Origin of the sequence: Roseomonas nitratireducens (assembly GCF_017813355.1) — a bacterium.
In the GTDB taxonomy this organism is placed as follows: domain Bacteria; phylum Pseudomonadota; class Alphaproteobacteria; order Acetobacterales; family Acetobacteraceae; genus Neoroseomonas; species Neoroseomonas nitratireducens.
In genome coordinates this window covers 137,685-152,215 of record NZ_JAGIYZ010000001.1, presented here as the reverse complement: position 1 = coordinate 152,215, position 14,531 = coordinate 137,685, and the positions used below count along the sequence as shown (strand labels likewise).

16 protein-coding genes and 1 tRNA gene are annotated in these 14,531 nt (G+C 72.3%); 7 read left to right on the top strand and 10 right to left on the bottom strand.

The window, feature by feature from the left end; translation table 11 throughout:
- Both J5Y09_RS00630 and J5Y09_RS00625 read right to left on the bottom strand, forming a co-directional pair.
- Positions 1 to 228 (bottom strand): hypothetical protein, encoded by a 228-nt coding sequence (locus J5Y09_RS00630; protein ID WP_209349776.1) that lies wholly within the window; start codon positions 226 to 228, stop codon positions 1 to 3.
- Between the two features lie 78 nt (positions 229 to 306).
- Positions 307 to 381 (bottom strand) — tRNA-Thr (locus J5Y09_RS00625).
- Positions 382 to 503: 122 nt separating this feature from the next.
- Between J5Y09_RS00625 and J5Y09_RS00620 the strand changes: the two genes are divergently transcribed.
- From J5Y09_RS00620 to J5Y09_RS00610, 3 genes are all read left to right on the top strand, one after another.
- A complete protein-coding gene (locus J5Y09_RS00620) occupies positions 504 to 1,496 on the top strand; it encodes an efflux RND transporter periplasmic adaptor subunit (RefSeq protein WP_209349775.1) in 993 nt (330 codons plus the stop codon).
- Complete coding sequence (locus J5Y09_RS00615; RefSeq protein WP_209349774.1) at positions 1,493 to 2,737, top strand: ABC transporter permease; 1,245 nt, start codon at positions 1,493 to 1,495, stop codon at positions 2,735 to 2,737. Before J5Y09_RS00620 ends, J5Y09_RS00615 begins: the two co-directional genes overlap by 4 nt.
- 133 nt (positions 2,738 to 2,870) lie before the next feature.
- Positions 2,871 to 3,548, top strand: coding sequence for an ABC transporter ATP-binding protein (locus tag J5Y09_RS00610; protein WP_209349773.1), 678 nt, complete (start codon positions 2,871 to 2,873; stop codon positions 3,546 to 3,548).
- A 13-nt stretch (positions 3,549 to 3,561) separates the two neighbouring features.
- Here J5Y09_RS00610 and yddG read toward each other — a convergent pair whose 3' ends face one another.
- Positions 3,562 to 4,425: an aromatic amino acid exporter YddG gene (gene yddG / locus J5Y09_RS00605; RefSeq protein ID WP_209349772.1), complete on the bottom strand. Its 864-nt coding sequence runs from the start codon at positions 4,423 to 4,425 to the stop codon at positions 3,562 to 3,564.
- A gap of 52 nt (positions 4,426 to 4,477) precedes the next feature.
- On the opposite strand from yddG, the gene J5Y09_RS00600 reads away from it, so the two are divergent.
- Positions 4,478 to 4,825 (top strand): phage holin family protein, encoded by a 348-nt coding sequence (locus J5Y09_RS00600; RefSeq protein WP_209349771.1) that lies wholly within the window; start codon positions 4,478 to 4,480, stop codon positions 4,823 to 4,825.
- Here J5Y09_RS00600 and J5Y09_RS00595 read toward each other — a convergent pair whose 3' ends face one another.
- The 3 genes from J5Y09_RS00595 to xseA form a co-directional block, all read right to left on the bottom strand.
- On the bottom strand, positions 4,826 to 5,431 hold the full coding sequence (locus tag J5Y09_RS00595; protein ID WP_209349770.1) for a class I SAM-dependent methyltransferase: 606 nt from the start codon (positions 5,429 to 5,431) through the stop codon (positions 4,826 to 4,828).
- Positions 5,428 to 6,132, bottom strand: coding sequence for a M23 family metallopeptidase (locus J5Y09_RS00590; protein ID WP_342451368.1), 705 nt, complete (start codon positions 6,130 to 6,132; stop codon positions 5,428 to 5,430). Before J5Y09_RS00590 ends, J5Y09_RS00595 begins: the two co-directional genes overlap by 4 nt.
- Before the next feature lie 329 nt (positions 6,133 to 6,461).
- A complete protein-coding gene (gene xseA, locus J5Y09_RS00585; RefSeq protein ID WP_209349768.1) occupies positions 6,462 to 7,910 on the bottom strand; it encodes an exodeoxyribonuclease VII large subunit in 1,449 nt (482 codons plus the stop codon).
- 48 nt (positions 7,911 to 7,958) lie between these two features.
- Between xseA and purD the strand changes: the two genes are divergently transcribed.
- Positions 7,959 to 9,227 (top strand): phosphoribosylamine--glycine ligase, encoded by a 1,269-nt coding sequence (purD, locus tag J5Y09_RS00580; RefSeq protein ID WP_209349767.1) that lies wholly within the window; start codon positions 7,959 to 7,961, stop codon positions 9,225 to 9,227.
- Positions 9,228 to 9,234: 7 nt separating this feature from the next.
- Here the strand turns inward: purD and J5Y09_RS00575 are convergent, their stop codons facing one another.
- From J5Y09_RS00575 to J5Y09_RS00565, 3 genes are all read right to left on the bottom strand, one after another.
- Entirely contained in the window at positions 9,235 to 9,630 is a 396-nt protein-coding gene (locus J5Y09_RS00575) for a YrhB domain-containing protein (RefSeq protein ID WP_209349766.1), read from the bottom strand.
- A gap of 7 nt (positions 9,631 to 9,637) precedes the next feature.
- Positions 9,638 to 10,402, bottom strand: coding sequence for a PAAR domain-containing protein (locus J5Y09_RS00570; RefSeq protein ID WP_209349765.1), 765 nt, complete (start codon positions 10,400 to 10,402; stop codon positions 9,638 to 9,640).
- Between the two features lie 90 nt (positions 10,403 to 10,492).
- Positions 10,493 to 10,780 (bottom strand): 4a-hydroxytetrahydrobiopterin dehydratase, encoded by a 288-nt coding sequence (locus J5Y09_RS00565; RefSeq protein ID WP_209349764.1) that lies wholly within the window; start codon positions 10,778 to 10,780, stop codon positions 10,493 to 10,495.
- A 51-nt stretch (positions 10,781 to 10,831) separates the two neighbouring features.
- Between J5Y09_RS00565 and J5Y09_RS00560 the strand changes: the two genes are divergently transcribed.
- Positions 10,832 to 11,221, top strand: a complete 390-nt coding sequence (locus J5Y09_RS00560) for a metallopeptidase family protein (protein WP_209349763.1) — start codon at positions 10,832 to 10,834, stop codon at positions 11,219 to 11,221.
- A gap of 69 nt (positions 11,222 to 11,290) precedes the next feature.
- Positions 11,291 to 13,363 (top strand): M64 family metallopeptidase, encoded by a 2,073-nt coding sequence (locus tag J5Y09_RS00555; RefSeq protein ID WP_209349762.1) that lies wholly within the window; start codon positions 11,291 to 11,293, stop codon positions 13,361 to 13,363.
- Here the strand turns inward: J5Y09_RS00555 and J5Y09_RS00550 are convergent.
- Positions 13,353 to 14,492 carry a CaiB/BaiF CoA transferase family protein gene (locus tag J5Y09_RS00550; RefSeq protein ID WP_209349761.1) on the bottom strand — a complete coding sequence of 380 codons (1,140 nt, stop codon included), beginning with the start codon at positions 14,490 to 14,492 and terminating at the stop codon, positions 13,353 to 13,355. The two genes, J5Y09_RS00555 and J5Y09_RS00550, sit on opposite strands and share 11 nt — an antisense overlap.
- Between the last annotated feature and the right edge of the window lie 39 nt (positions 14,493 to 14,531).

Here is a 14,531-nt window from a genome sequence, read left to right as displayed (position 1 = left end):
TCAGGTGCCGTCGGGCGTCTCGTCGTCCTCGACCATCGCGTCCTTCAACTGCTCGGTGCTGATGAGCAGGATCTTCCGCGCGTCGAGGATCTGCGGCGCCTGGTGCTGCAGCGTCTCCCACCGCGCCTCGACCGCGTCGAGCGCGGCGTCGAGGTCGGGGAAGGTCTCGGTCTCGGGCGCGCTGCCGTTGCCGCGCCAGCGCAGGGTGACGGGTCCGGTGGTGGTCATGGGGGCGTTGCCGTCGTTGGGATGCGTTTGCCCGCGATGGATAGGGGGATGCGGGCGGCTTGGCCAGGGGCCGGGGAATGGTGCCGGCACGCGGATTTGAACCGCGGACCTACTGATTACGAATCAGTTGCTCTACCACTGAGCTATGCCGGCCCCGACACGCCGCGCGGTCGCGCGGCACGGGCGGCGCTCTCTACCCCCCGCGCGCCCGCCATGCAACCATGTGTTTCGTCAACGCGCGCGGCCCCGGCCACCGTGCTACTCCATGCCGTGATATGCGCCGTCGCCTGATCCTGCTCGCCCTCCTCGCCATCGCCGCCACCGGCGGCTGGGTCTGGTGGACCATGCCGCCCGCCGTGGCCATCGCCATGGCCACCACCGGCCCGGCCATCCGCGCCGTCTACGCCACCGGCAGCGTCGAGCCGGTGCACTGGGCCAAGGTCGGTCCCGCCGTCCGCGCCCGCATCACCGAAGTCCTGGTCGCGGAAGGCCAGCGCGTCACCGAAGGCCAGCCCATGGCCCGCCTCGACAGCCGGGAAGCCCAGCACCGCGCCGAGGAAGCCGAGGCCCGCGCCCGCTACGCGCAGGAAGAACTCGCCCGCGTCCGCACCCTCGTCTCCCGCGACATCGCTTCCCGCGCCGCGCTCGACCGGGCGGAATCCGAGGCCCGCGCCGTGCGCGCGGTGGCCGAGGCCGCGCAGCGCCGCCTCGACGACTACATCGTCCGCGCGCCCTCGGACGGCATCGTGCTCCGCCGCGACGCCGAGGTGGGGGAGGTGGTGGACACCCCCGCGGCCCTGTTCTGGATCGGCGAGCCGCGGCCGCTGCGCGTCACCTCGGAAGTGGACGAGGAGGACATCGCCCAGGTCCGCGAGGGCCAGCGCGTGCTGCTGCGCGCCGACGCCTTCCCCGGCCAGGTGCTCGCCGCGACCGTCGCGCAGATCACGCCCAAGGGCGATTCGACACGCAAATCCTACCGCGTGCGCCTCGCCCTGCCCGACGACACGCCGCTGCTGATCGGCATGACGGTCGAGGCGAACATCGTGCTGCGGGAAACCGACGCCGCCGTGCTCGTCCCGCCCGCCGCGCTGCGCGACGGCGGCGTCTTCGTCGTGCGGCAGGAAACGGTGGAACGCCGGGCGATCGACATCGGCGTGCAGGGCCCCCGCGCCGTCGAGGTGCTGCGCGGCCTCGCGCGCGGTGAGGTCGTGGTGCTGAACCCGCCGGCGGGCCTGGCCGACGGGCAGCAGGTGCGCCTCAGGCCATGAGGCTCATCCTCGACCTCGCGCGCGGCATGCTCTCCCGCCGCAGGCGCCAGACGCTGGTCAGCGTGCTCGGCGTCGCACTCGGCGTCGCCTTCTTCATCGCCATCGCGTCGCTGATGCGCGGCTTCCAGACCTACTTCATCCAGCAGGTCATCGACGTTCAGCCGCACATCGTCATCAAGGACGAGACGCGCCGCCCACTGCCCCAGGCGGCCGAGCTCGCGCTGGCCGACGGCGCGGTGCAGATCAACGGCGTCAAGCCGCGCGACCGCCCGCGCGGCATCCGCGCCGCGGGCGACAAGATCGCGGTGCTGGAAGCCATACCCGGCGCGGCGGTCGCACCCATCCTCACCGGGCCCGTGCTGCTGCGCTACGGCTCGCGCGACGTGTCGATCAACGTCACGGGGATCGAGCCCGCGCGCTACCGCCGCGTCGCCAATCTCGAGAAGGACATGCTGCAGGGCCGGCTCGAAGATCTTCGCTCGGCAGCCAACGGGCTGATCATCGGCGATGCGCTCGCGGTCAGGCTCGGCGTGCAGATGGGGGATTCGGTCATCGCCGTCTCCCCGCGCGGCGTCGCGCTGCAGATGAAGATCGTCGGCATCTTCCACACCGGCCTGGTCAGCCTCGACCAATCGGCGGGCTACACGCTGCTCAAGGTCAACCAGACCCTGCAGGACCGGCCGAACGTCGTGAACCAGATCCTGCTGCGGCTGGCCGATGTCACGCGTGCCGAACCGCTGGCGCGCGAGATCGAGGACCGCTTCGGCGACCGCACGGAGAGCTGGGAGGAGCAGAACCGCAACATCCTCACCGTCTTCGTCATCCAGAACGCCATCATGTACAGCGTGACGGGCGCGATCCTGCTGGTCGCGGCCTTCGGCATCTACAACATCATCTCGACCGTGGTGTTCGAGAAGACGCGCGACATCGCCATCCTCAAGTCGCTCGGCTTCACCGAACGCGACGTGCAGGTGCTGTTCCTGGTGCAGGGCGTCATCGCCGGGTTGCTCGGCGCGGCGCTCGGCTGCCTGATCGGGCAGCTGATGATCGAGGGGTTAGGCCAGGTACGATTCCGCACCGAGACGCCGGCGGGCAACGACCGCTTCCTGCTGGCGCAGGACTGGCGGATCTTCGCGGTGGCGTCCTTCTTCGCGGTGGCTTCGGCGGCGATCGCGGCGGTCATTCCGGCGCGACGCGCGGCGCGGCTCGATCCGGTGCAGATCGTCAGGGGGGCGGCGTGAGGGAAGGTCGGGGGAGTGAACTCCCCCGAGCCCCCTCCTTTTTTTGTCTGTTGGGGACTGACGGCCGCGGCCGGCGCCAGAAGACAAAGAAGGGAGGGGGGGCGGGGGAGGTTCCCCTCCCCCGCACGCTTCGATGACCTTGCTCGCCGCGGAGTCCGTGACGAAGCGCCTGCCGGAAGGCGTCACCCTCGTCAGCGACATCAACCTCTCCGTCGAGCCCGGCGAGTTCGTCGCCATCACCGGCCCTTCGGGCTCGGGGAAGTCGTCCCTGCTCTACCTGCTCGGCCTGCTCGACCGCCCGACCAGCGGGCGCGTGCTGCTGGAAGGGCGCGACACCGCGCTGCTCGCGCCGCCGGACCTCGCTGCGCTGCGGCTCGCACGCCTCGGCTTCGTGTTCCAGTTCCATTTTCTGCTGCCGGAGTTCACCGCGCTCGACAACGTGCTGATCCCGATCCGCCGGCGCGGCGCGCTGAAGCCCGATGCGGCGGAGGCGCGGGCGCGCGGCCTGCTTGCGGCACTCGGCCTCGCGGACGCCGCGGCGAAGCTGCCGGAGCAGCTTTCGGGCGGCATGCGCCAGCGCGTCGCGATCGCCCGCGCCCTGGCGAACGACCCGGTGCTGGTGCTGGCGGACGAGCCCACGGGCAACCTCGACACGAAGAACGCCGCCGCCGTCTTCGACATCTTCGGCCGGCTGGCGGCGGAGGAAGGGCGGGCGATCCTCGTGGTGACGCATGACGCGGACCTCGCGCACCGCGCGACGCGGCGCGTGCACCTGGTCGATGGGCGGATCGTCAGCGACGAGCGGTCCTAGGGATCACATGGATTCAGTGCGATCTGATCGCGCTGTCGTCCCGCACCGTCGCCGCCAGCAACCCGCCACCCGCGACGAGCAGCGCCGCAAGCGCGACGCGCCAGGTCAGCGCGCCTTCGCCCGTGGCCACGAGCAGCAGCGTGGACGCCACCGGCACCGCATAGGCCAGCGTGCCGAGCAACCGCGGGTCGCCCCGCTTCATGCCCGCATCCCACAGGAAGAACGCTGCGCCGAGCGGCCCGGCGCCGAGCAGCAGCACCGCCAGCCATTGCGTCGCATCCGGCGCGACGGATACCTCGAACAGCAGGTGCGCAAGGCCGGCGAGCAGCGCGCTGGCAAGGCAGAAGCCAGCCAGCGCCTCGGTCGGCACCGACGACATGCGCTTCGACGTCACCGAATAGACCGCCCAGACCACCGCGCAGCCGACGGCGCAGGCGAAGCCGAGCATCGCGGAGGGCGGGAAGGACGCGCCCGCGCCCACCAGCAGCGCGCAGCCTGCGAAGCCGAGTGCCACGCCCGCCAGCCGCCGCGGGCCGAGCGGCAGGCCGAGGATCGGCCCCGACAGCAGCACGATCAGCAGCGGCCAGAGGTAGTTGAGCAGGTTCGCCTCCACCGCCGGCGCCAGCGCCAGCGCGGCGAAGTACAGCGCGTGGTAGCCGAACAGCCCGCCTACGCCATGCGCCCAGGCGAGCCCGCCCTGGCGCATCAGCGACAGCCGGCCTTGCGCCGCGACGACGACGAGCGCGATCAGCCCACCGGCGGCGAAGGCCAGCGCCGTGATCTGCAAGGGCGGCAGCGCGCCGGCGAGCCGCGCGAGCGGGGCGAGAAACGCCCAGAGAATCAGCGCGCCGCAGCCGGCGAGGGTGGCGGATGACATGCGGCGTGCCCAGTATCAGCGCACGCCAACCGCAGCAATCTCAGGGCATGTCATGGCCGGTTTCGTCATCCGCACCCTCGTCACCGCCGCCGGCTTGTGGGTCGCGGTTGCGCTCGTGCCGGGGCTGGCGGCGCGGGATGCGGGAACGCTGATCCTCGCGGCACTCTTGCTCGGCCTGGTGAACGGGCTGCTGCGGCCGGTGGCGGTGATCCTCTCCCTGCCGCTGACGATCCTGACCTTCGGGCTGTTCCTGCTGGTGGTGAACGCGGCGATGCTCGGTCTGGTCGCCTGGCTGCTGCCGGGGTTCAGCGTGGCGGGGTTCGGCTCGGCGCTGTTCGGCGCGATCGTCGTCTCGATCGTCTCCTGGGCGATCCAGCGCGTGGCGGGGGAGAAGGGCTGATCAGGCGCGGCGGAGGACGGCGCGCACCACTTCCGCCAGCCCCTGGTGGCGCGGGCCTTCATCCAGCGCGACGGTGCCATCGAGCAGTTCCAGCACCTCGAGCCCCGCGAAGTGGCGCTCCACCAGCGCGCGCGTCCAGAGCAGCGCGGGGTCCTTCGGCCCGCCGCTGCGCCGGCCTTCCTGCGCGGGGGAAAAGCATTCGAGCAGCAGCAGCCCGCCGGGGGCCAGCGCGCGCATCGCCCCGGCGCAGGCGATGGCGCGGTCCTCCGGCGGCAGGTGCACGAAGACCCAGGCGATGACGTCGAAGGCGGCCGCCGGCCAGTCCCAGCGCGTCAGGTCGGCGGTGACCGTCGGCAGCGCGACGCCGCGCCGGTCCGCCAGCGCGCGCGCCTTGGCGAGCCCGACCTCGGACCAATCCACCGAAGTCGTGTCGAGGCCGCGCTCCGCCATCCACGTCCCGTTGCGCCCTTCCCCGTCGCCCACCGCCAGCGCGCGCATGTGCGGCCGCAGGCGATGCGCCTGGGAGAGCAGGAACAGGTTCGGCGCCTCCCCGAACTGGAAGTCGCCGCCGGCGTAGCGTTCGTTCCAGGCCAGCGAGGTGCTCATGCCGGCAGCACCACCGGCTGAGGGTCGAGCCAGACCTGGTACCAGGACAGCGAGAAATGGAGGTGCGGCCCGGTGACGCGCCCCGTCGCGCCGGAGGCCGCGATTCGTTCGCCCTTCGCCACCATCTGACCCTCCCGGACGTCGATGCGCGACAGATGCGCATAGAGCGTGTTCACGCCGTGCCCGTGGTCGATCACCACGAGGTCGCCGAAGAAATGGAAGGAGTCCGCGAGCGTCACGCGCCCCGCCGCCGCGGCCAGCATCGGCGTGCCCGTCGGCACCGCGAAGTCGAGCCCGTAATGCGGCTGGCGCGGCTGGCCGTTCAGGATGCGACGGCTGCCGAAGATGCCGGAAATCCGCCCCGTTGCCGGCGCGACGAAGCCTTCCGCGAAGCCGGTCAGCGCGCTGTCCGCCGCGCGCGCCGCGGCGAGCTTCTCGCGTTCGCGCAGGATGCGCTGCAGCGTCTCCTCGTCCGGCGTCACCTGGGCGGGCGGCAGGCCGTTGATGCGCTGTTCCTGCCACTGGCGACGCGCGATGGACAGGCGCTTCTCCTCCCGCCGCGCATCGGGATGCACCACGGCCAGCGACGACGTCGCGGCATGATCGCGCCCGAAGCCGAAGGCAAAGGCGCCATCGGCCGCGACGCGCACGGTGCGGCCATCGAGCGCGAGCCGCGTGCCGGGCGCGGCACGGCCAAGCACGAAGCCGCCCTGGGCCAGGCCGCGGTCGGGGAGGGTGACGGCGGCGGCGGGGCGGGTGAGGAGGAGGAAGGGGGTCGCCAGGAGCGCGCGGCGCGTGGCGGAGGGGCTCTGCCCCTCCGGACCACCCCGCCAAAGGCCTAAGGGCCTTTGGAAACCATTTGATTCATCGGGGATGGCGGGGAGGGGCATGGCGTGACCGTCGGACAGGAAGCACCGTCGATGCCCCTCACCGCCTTCCCCAATCAAGTCCCGGTGTCCAGAGGCCTTTCGGCCTTTGGTGGGGTGGGGTCCTGGGAGGGTCAAAGCCCCTCTCCGGTCGCGTCCAGCGCTCACAGCAACGACCCCTGTTCCGGCGCCGGCCCTTTCCGTCGCGCCGGCGCGCCTTCCGCCGTCGCGCGCACATCCCCATCCGCGAAGGTCAACCGCAGTGCCGCGCCGGGTGCGACGCGCGCGGCGGCCGTCACCGCGTGCCCGTCCGCGTCGCGCACCAGCGCGAAGCCGCGCGCCAGCACCGACTGGTAGGATGCGCTGTCGAGCCGTGCGGACAGCCCTTCCAGGACCGCGCGCTTCTGCCGCAACAGCGCGAGCACCGGCGCCGGCGACAGCCGCGCGAAGGCCGGCGCCGCCGCGCGCGCGTCGCGTCCGCGCCCCCAGGCGGCGGCCAGGCGCAGCGACAGCGCCTGGACGGAGGCGCGGCGCGCCAGGATCCCCTCGCGCGGATGCGGCACGCGCAGCGCCGCCAGCGCCTGGCGCCGCGCCGTGAGGGCCGCCGCAAGCGCGCGCGGCAGGCGCTCGCCCACATCGTCGAGGCGCTGGCGCGACTGCGCGAGCCGTGCGGGCACGTCCGGCAGGCCGCGCTCCGCGCGCAGCAGGCGCAGCCGCGCGCCGTTGAGCAGGCTGGCCGCCGCCTGCGCCAGGCGCGCGCCGGTCTGGGCGATGGACGCGGCGAGTTCCGCGCGCGCGGGCACGGCGAGTTCGGCGGCGGCCGTGGGGGTCGGCGCGCGGCGGTCGGAGGCGAAGTCGATCAGCGTCGTGTCCGTCTCGTGCCCCACCGCGCTGATCAGCGGGATGGAGCAGGCCGCGGCGGCGCGCACCACGATCTCCTCGTTGAAGGCCATCAGGTCCTCGAGCGATCCGCCGCCGCGCGCGACGATCACCAGGTCCGGCCGCGGCACGCGGCCGCCCGGCTGGATGGCATCGAAGCCGCGGATGGCCGCGGCGATCTGCTCGGCCGCGCCCTGCCCCTGCACCATGACGGGCCAGAGCAGGATGCGGCGCGGGAAGCGCCGCGCGATGGTGGTGCGGATGTCCTGGATGACGGCGCCCTTCTCGGAGGTGACGACGCCGATCACGGCGGGCAGGCGCGGGATGGGCTTCTTGCGCGCCTCGTCGAACAATCCCTCGTCGAGCAGGCGCTTGCGGAGCGCCTCGATCTTCGCGAGCAGCGCGCCTTCGCCGGCATATTCCAGCCGCTCGATCACCAGCTGGTACTTGGACCGGTCGGCGTAGGTGGAGATGCGGCCAGTCGCGATCATCTCCACGCCGTTCTCGGGCATGGTGCCGATGTTGCGCAGCGCGGTCTTCCAGATCACCGCCTCGATCTTCGCGTCGGCGTCCTTGAGCGAGAGGTAGGTGTGCCCGGAGGGGTAGCGCTTCATCTCCGTGATCTCGCCGCGCACGCGCACGCGGCCGAAGGCGCCTTCCAGCGTGCGGCGGATCGCGCCGGCAAGGTCCGAGACGCTGTAGTCGGGGATGTTGGTGGCCGTCGGGGTGTCCATGGCGCCACCCTATGCTAAGGCGCCCCCGATGCGGAACGGGGGTGCTCCATGAAGGTGCTGGTGGTCGGCGGCGGCGGGCGGGAACATGCGCTGTGCTGGGCGATCGCGGCCTCGCCGCTGCTGACGCGGCTGTGGTGCGCGCCGGGCAATGCCGGCATCGCGGAGGTTGCGGAATGCGTGCCGATCGGCGCCGAGGACATCGCGGCGCTGGTGGCCTTCGCGCGGGAGCAGGCGGTGGACCTGGTGGTCTGCGGGCCGGAGGCGCCGCTGACGCTGGGCCTCGCCGATGCCTGCGCCGCCGCCGGCCTGCGCTGCTTTGGGCCGAGCCAGGCCGCCGCGCGGCTGGAAGGCAGCAAGGCCTTCACGCGGGAGGTGGCCGAGGCCGCCGGCGCGCCCGGCGCGCGCTGGAAGCGGTTCGAGGAGCCGGCCGCCGCCAAGGCCTATATCCGCGAACAGGGCGCGCCGATCGTGGTGAAGGCGGATGGGCTCGCCGCGGGCAAGGGCGTGGTGGTCGCCGCGACGGTCGCGGAAGCCGAGGCCGCCGTCGCGGACATCATGGAAAGCCGCGTGCACGGCGCGGCGGGTGCGACCGTGCTGGTCGAGGAATGCCTGGTGGGGGAGGAAGTGTCCTTCTTCGCGCTGTGCGACGGCGCCACGGCGTTGCCGCTCGGCACCGCGCAGGACCACAAGCGCGTGGGGGATGGCGATACCGGGCCGAACACCGGCGGCATGGGCGCCTATTCCCCCCCGCCCGTCTTCACCGAGGCGCAGCAGCGGCAGACGATGGAGCGCATCGTGCGGCCCGTGCTGGCCGAGATGGCGCGGCGCGGCGCGCCCTTCCGCGGCGTGCTGTTCGCCGGGCTGATGATCACCGCCGACGGGCCGCGGCTGATCGAGTTCAACGTCCGCTTCGGCGACCCGGAATGCCAGGCGCTGATGGTGCGGCTGCGGTCGGACCTGCTGCCCGCGCTGCTCGCCGCCTGCGACGGGGAGCTCGCGGCCTTCGACCTGCGGTGGGAGGCGCTGCATTCCCTCGTCGTCGTCATGGCCGCGCAGGGCTATCCCGGCGCCTATGCCAAGGGCAGCGAGATCCGCGGGCTGGAGCGCGCGGCGCAGGTGCCGGGCGTGCAGGTGTTCCACGCCGGGACGACGCGGCGGGAGGATGGCGCGCTGGTCGCGAGCGGCGGCCGCGTGCTCGGCATCGCGGCCGCGGCGCCGACGCTCGCGGAAGCGCGCGCGGCCGCCTATGCGGCGGTCGATGCGATCGACTGGCCGGGCGGCTTCTGCCGTCGGGATATCGGCTGGCGGGCGCTGTAGGGGTCGTTCAGCGGCGCTGGCGCTCGGTCCAGGCGGCCTCGAAGACGCCGATGACGAAGTCGGGGTTCCCGGCGGAGGGCAGCATCGTCACCTGGCCCATCGCGCGTTCCACGGCGACGGGGCCGTTGCCGGGCTTCATGAAGCGCGGCTCCCCCGTCTCCCGGTGCGCGCGCGTGGTGTAGAAGACCACCCAGCCGAAGGGGCGTTCGCGCGTCGCTTCCTCGACCGGCACCCAGTCGGTGGTCGGGTCGGCGGCGGCGACAGCCTCCATCGCCACGGCGATCGCCGTGGCGCGGTCGCGCACGGGGCCGGGCGCGCGGGGCGACTGACCTGACATCCTCTCCTCCTCCGCCCGCAGGGGGGCGCAGGCCGCCAGCGCCGCCGCCAGAAGGGCGCGGCGCATGTGGCCTTCAGTGATTGCCGGGCACGATGGCGATGCCGACATCGGCGGGACCGTAGCGCGCCTGCGCGACGGCGGGGTCGGTGATGGCGCCGGCGCCCTGGCCGGGGCCCCAGTTCTGGCCTTCGACGATCGAGACGGTGCCGCCCTGGTTGGTCATGACCACCACATGGGAACCGCCATTGTTCGGATAGGTGATGCCGACGATCAGCGTCGTGCCGTCCCCGCCTTGCTGCGCCAGGTTGTACGCATCGTTCAGGTTGTGGCCCCAACTCATGGTCGTGTTGTGGCGCGCGGCGATCTCGTCGAAGGTGCCGTCCTGCCCGGCGGGGGCGGTGGCGTTGGGGTTGCTGCCATCCAGGCGGTCGATCACCGCATCGACGATGTTGCCGCAGTTGATGACGCTGTTGGGGGGGTTCACCGCGGCGGCGATCGCCGCCGCCGATTGCGCGCCGCCGCCCCCGCCGCCGCCGCCGCCCGCCGCCCCGCCATAAATGACGTTGGGGGACCCCATGACGATGCTCCCGCCATGCGAGGTCAGCGATCCCAGGAAGGCCGGCGGCATCTTGCCGACGAGGACGGTCGGGTAGCCCATCATGATGGTGTCGGGCGGGCCGACGCAGAGGCACATGTCGGTCTGCCGCGCCGCCGGGAAGTAGTTGATCAGCACCGTGATGCAGCAGGGCGGCAGCACCGGCCCGCCGACATGCGGCACTGGCCCCGTGAACATGGGGCAGACATGCATGTCGAGCACTCGGGCGGCGGGGAACGGCATGATGGTCCTGCGGCGCGGCTGGCCTGACGCGACAGAAGCACGCCGGGCGCGCCCGCCGCAACCGCGCCGGGTCACACGCCCTGCAAGGCTTCAGACCAGCGCGTCGATCGCCCTGGCCAGCGCGACGTCCCGCGCCGACAGCCCGCCGGCATCGTGGGTGGACAGCGTGATCTCCACCCGGTTCCAGACATTGGACCATTCGGGGTGGTGGTCCTGCTTCTCGGCCAGCAGGGCGACGCGGCTCATGAAGCCCCAGGCGGCGTTGAAGTCGGCGAAGCGGAAGCCGCGCGCGATCGCGTCCCGCCCCTCCACCATCCGCCAGTCCGGCAGGTCCCGCGCCAGGGCGGCGCGGCCCGCCGCATCCAGTTTCTCGACCATCGGCCTCTCCCTGTTCTTGACGGCGGGCCGGCGGGCCACGCATGAGACGCCATGCGCTTCTCGACCCCGCCCGGCCTCGATGACCTGGTTGAGATGGCCGAGCACGCGCTCGCCGCAATCCCCGAACCGCTGCGCGACATGGTGCGCGGCACCGCCATCCTCGTCGAGGACATGCCCGATGAGGACGTCCTGCGCGAGATGGGGATCGAGAGCCCCTGGGAACTGACCGGCCTGTACCAGGGCGTGCCGCTGATCGCGAAGTCGACCGGCGACGTGCCGCGGGAACCCGACCGCATCCTGCTCTACCGGGAACCCATCCTGCTGGAATGGATCGAGACCGGGGAGGATTTGTTCCGCCTGGTCCGCAACGTGCTGATCCATGAGATCGGCCACCATTTCGGCCTGTCGGACGAGGATATCGCCCGGCTCGAGGAGGATTGAGCCCCAGGCGTTGAACCGGGACGCGCCATTTCGTTACGATATCGGCGCGAACATCCGGGACGGCATGCCATGGCCGGCTTCACCACGGTCCAGGACAGCGGACCGTCCGCCAACCGCATCGACATGGTCTTCGTGGGCGACGGCTACACGTCGGGCGAGATCGCCACGACCTACGCCGCCCATGTGCAGGCGCTGCTGACCTACATCTTCGACGGGACGTTGCTCACGGAGCCCTTCGGCCGCTACCGCAACTTCTTCAACATCCACCGGGTGGAAGTCGTCTCGGCCGAATCCGGCGCGGACGACCCGGGCGCGGGCGTCTATCGCAACACCGCGCTCGGCGCGTCGTATCGCTGGGACGGGGTGACGGACCGGCTGCTCTACATCAGCGACGCCGCGGCCAACGCGGCCGTGGCCGCGACCTTCGCCGGCACAGGCATCACGGCGGAGATGCGCTTCGCCACCGTCAACAGCGCGACCTATGGCGGCGGCGGCGGCAATTGGGCGGTCTATGCCGGCGGGAATTCCTTCGCCCGCGAGGTGGCGCTGCACGAGGTCGGCCATTCCTTCGCGCAGCTTGCGGACGAGTACTGGTTTTCCGGCACCTATACGGGCGGGGAGCCCTTCGCGCGCAACGTCACCACCGACCCGACGGGGGCGAAATGGGCGGAGTGGATCGGCTACAACCAGCCCGGCCTCGGCGTCATCGGCGCCTATGAGGGCGGCTACTACAATGCGACAGGCATCTGGCGGCCCTCGCTCGATTCCAAGATGCGCAGCCTCGACCGCCCCTTCGACGTGGTGGCGCGGGAGGAATTCATCCGCGGCTTCTACGCGCTGGTGGACCCGATCGACAGCCACACGCCGAATGCCGGCACGCAGACCAACCGCACGAGCCTGACGGTCGACGTCATCGACCCCGCCGTGATCCGCGTGGACTGGACGGTGAACGGCACCACCTTCGCCGGCGCGGGCGAGACCTTCGACCTGCGCGACCGCCGCTTCGGCTTCGGCACCTTCACCGTGACCGCGCTGGCGCAGGACCCGACCGACTGGGTGCGCGGCGACCGCTCCGCGCTGCAGGAGAGCGTGACCTGGACGGTCGTCAACGACTACGAGCGCTACGGCACCGCCGCGGCGAACCGGCTCGACGGCACGGCGAACCCGAACGCGATCTTCGGCCTTGGCGGCCACGACACGCTCGACGGGCTGGCGGGGGCGGACACGCTGGCGGGCGGGCCTGGCGACGACCTCTATGTGGTCGACCAGGCCGGCGACAGGGTGGTCGAGGCGGCGGGCGCCGGGACGGACACGGTGCGCACCACGCTCGCGCTCTACACGCTCGGCGCGACACTCGAACACCTGGTGGCCGGCGACGGCACGCCGCATCGCTTCAACGGCAATGCGGCTGCGAACCGGCTGACGGGCGGCGGCGGCGCGGACACGCTGTCCGGCGGCGCGGGCGCCGACACGCTGGATGGCGGGGGCGGCATCGACCGGCTGTCCGGCGGCGGCGACGACGACTGGTACGTGCTGACGCCGGGCGACATCGTCGCGGAAGGCGCGGGCGGCGGGCGCGACACGGTGACGATCGGCGCCGGCACCTCCTATGCGCTGGCGGCGGAGGTGGAGGCGCTGCGCATGACGGCGGGCACGATCGTCTTCGGCCTCGGCAACACCGGCGCGAACACGATGGTCGGCAATGCGAACGGCAACGTCCTGAACGGCGCGGGCGGGGCGGATTCGATCGCGGGGGAGGGCGGCGCCGACGTGCTGATCGGCGGCGAGGGTGCTGACACGCTGCGTGGCGGTGCCGCGGGCGACGTGTTCCGCTTCGACGCGGCGGCGGATTCCGGTCCCGCCGCGCCGGACCTGATCGCCGACTTCGCCTTTCGCGCGGGGGAGGTCGACCGCATCAGCCTCTCCCGCATCGATGCCCGCGCGGGGACGGCGGGCGACGAGGCCTTCACCTTCATCGGCACGAACGCCTTCACGGGGGTTCAGGGGCAGTTGCGCGCGGAAGCGGTGACGCCGGGGGTGCGCTGGCGGATCGAGCCGGATGTGAACGGGGACCGCGCGGCGGATCTCGTGCTGCTGGTGGACAGCGCGACGGCGCCGGTGGCGGGCTGGTTCATCCTCTAGCCCGCCCCAGCACCTCCGCATCATGCTCGCCCAACCGCGGCGCGTCGCGCAGCGATCGCGGCCGTTCCCCGTCGAAGCTGATCGGCAGCCCCACCACCCGCGGCCCGCCGCCGGGCAGTTGCTGCACGATGCCCACAGCGTCGAATTGCGGGCTCGCCACGACCTCCCCGATGTCGTTCACCGGCGCGCAGGGCACGCCCGCGCCCTCGAGTGCCGCGATCCACTCGTCGCGCGGGCGCGTGCGCAGGACTTCCGCGATCAAGGGCAGCAGCACCGCCTTGTTGCGCACGCGCGCCGCGCCCTTGGCGAAGCGCTCGTCGCCCGCCCATTCGGCATGGCCCAGCACCGCCGCGCAGCGCGCCCAGAGCCGGTCGTTGCCGGCGGCCAGGCACAGCGGCCGGTCCGCCGTGTCGAACACCTGGTAGGGCACGATGACGGCGCCGCCCGTGCCGTGGCGCTTCGGCACGTCACCCGTGTGCAGGTGGTTGTTCACCTGGCCTTCCACCCAATGCACCGCGGTCTCGAACAGCGACGTGTCGACCAGCCCGCCGCGGCCCGTGATGTCGCGCCGCCGCAGCATCCCCAGCGCGCCGATGACGGTGAACATCCCCGTCGCCTTGTCGTTGATGGACGCACCGCAGAAGGTCGGCGGATCCTCCGGCCGGCCGGTCACGCTCATCATGCCGCCATAGGCCTGCAGCAGCGGGTCGAACCCCGGCTTCATCCGCATCGGCCCGCGATCGCCGAAGGCCCAGATGGAGCAGTAGATCAGGCGCGGATGCCGCGCGAGCATCGCGGCGGGGCCGATGCCGATCTCCTCCACCACGCCCGGGCGGAGGTTCTGCACCAGGATGTCGGCGGTCTCGCACAGGCGGTGCAGCGCCTCGACATCCTCCGCCTTCTTCAGGTCCAGCGTGATGCCGCGCTTGTTGCGGTTCTGCCCGTGGAAATAGAGCGAGGTGACGCCATCCGGCCCGAAGGGCGGGCCCCAGCCGCGCGCGTCGTCGCCGCCATCGGGCTTCTCCACCTTGATCACGTCGGCGCCCATGTCGGCCATGATGGCCCCGGCCAGCGGCCCGGCCAGCGCCTGGCCGACCTCGATCACGCGCACACCCTGAAGCGGCAGCATCCGTTTCCTTCCCCCTTCGTCCCGGGGCCAGCATAGGGC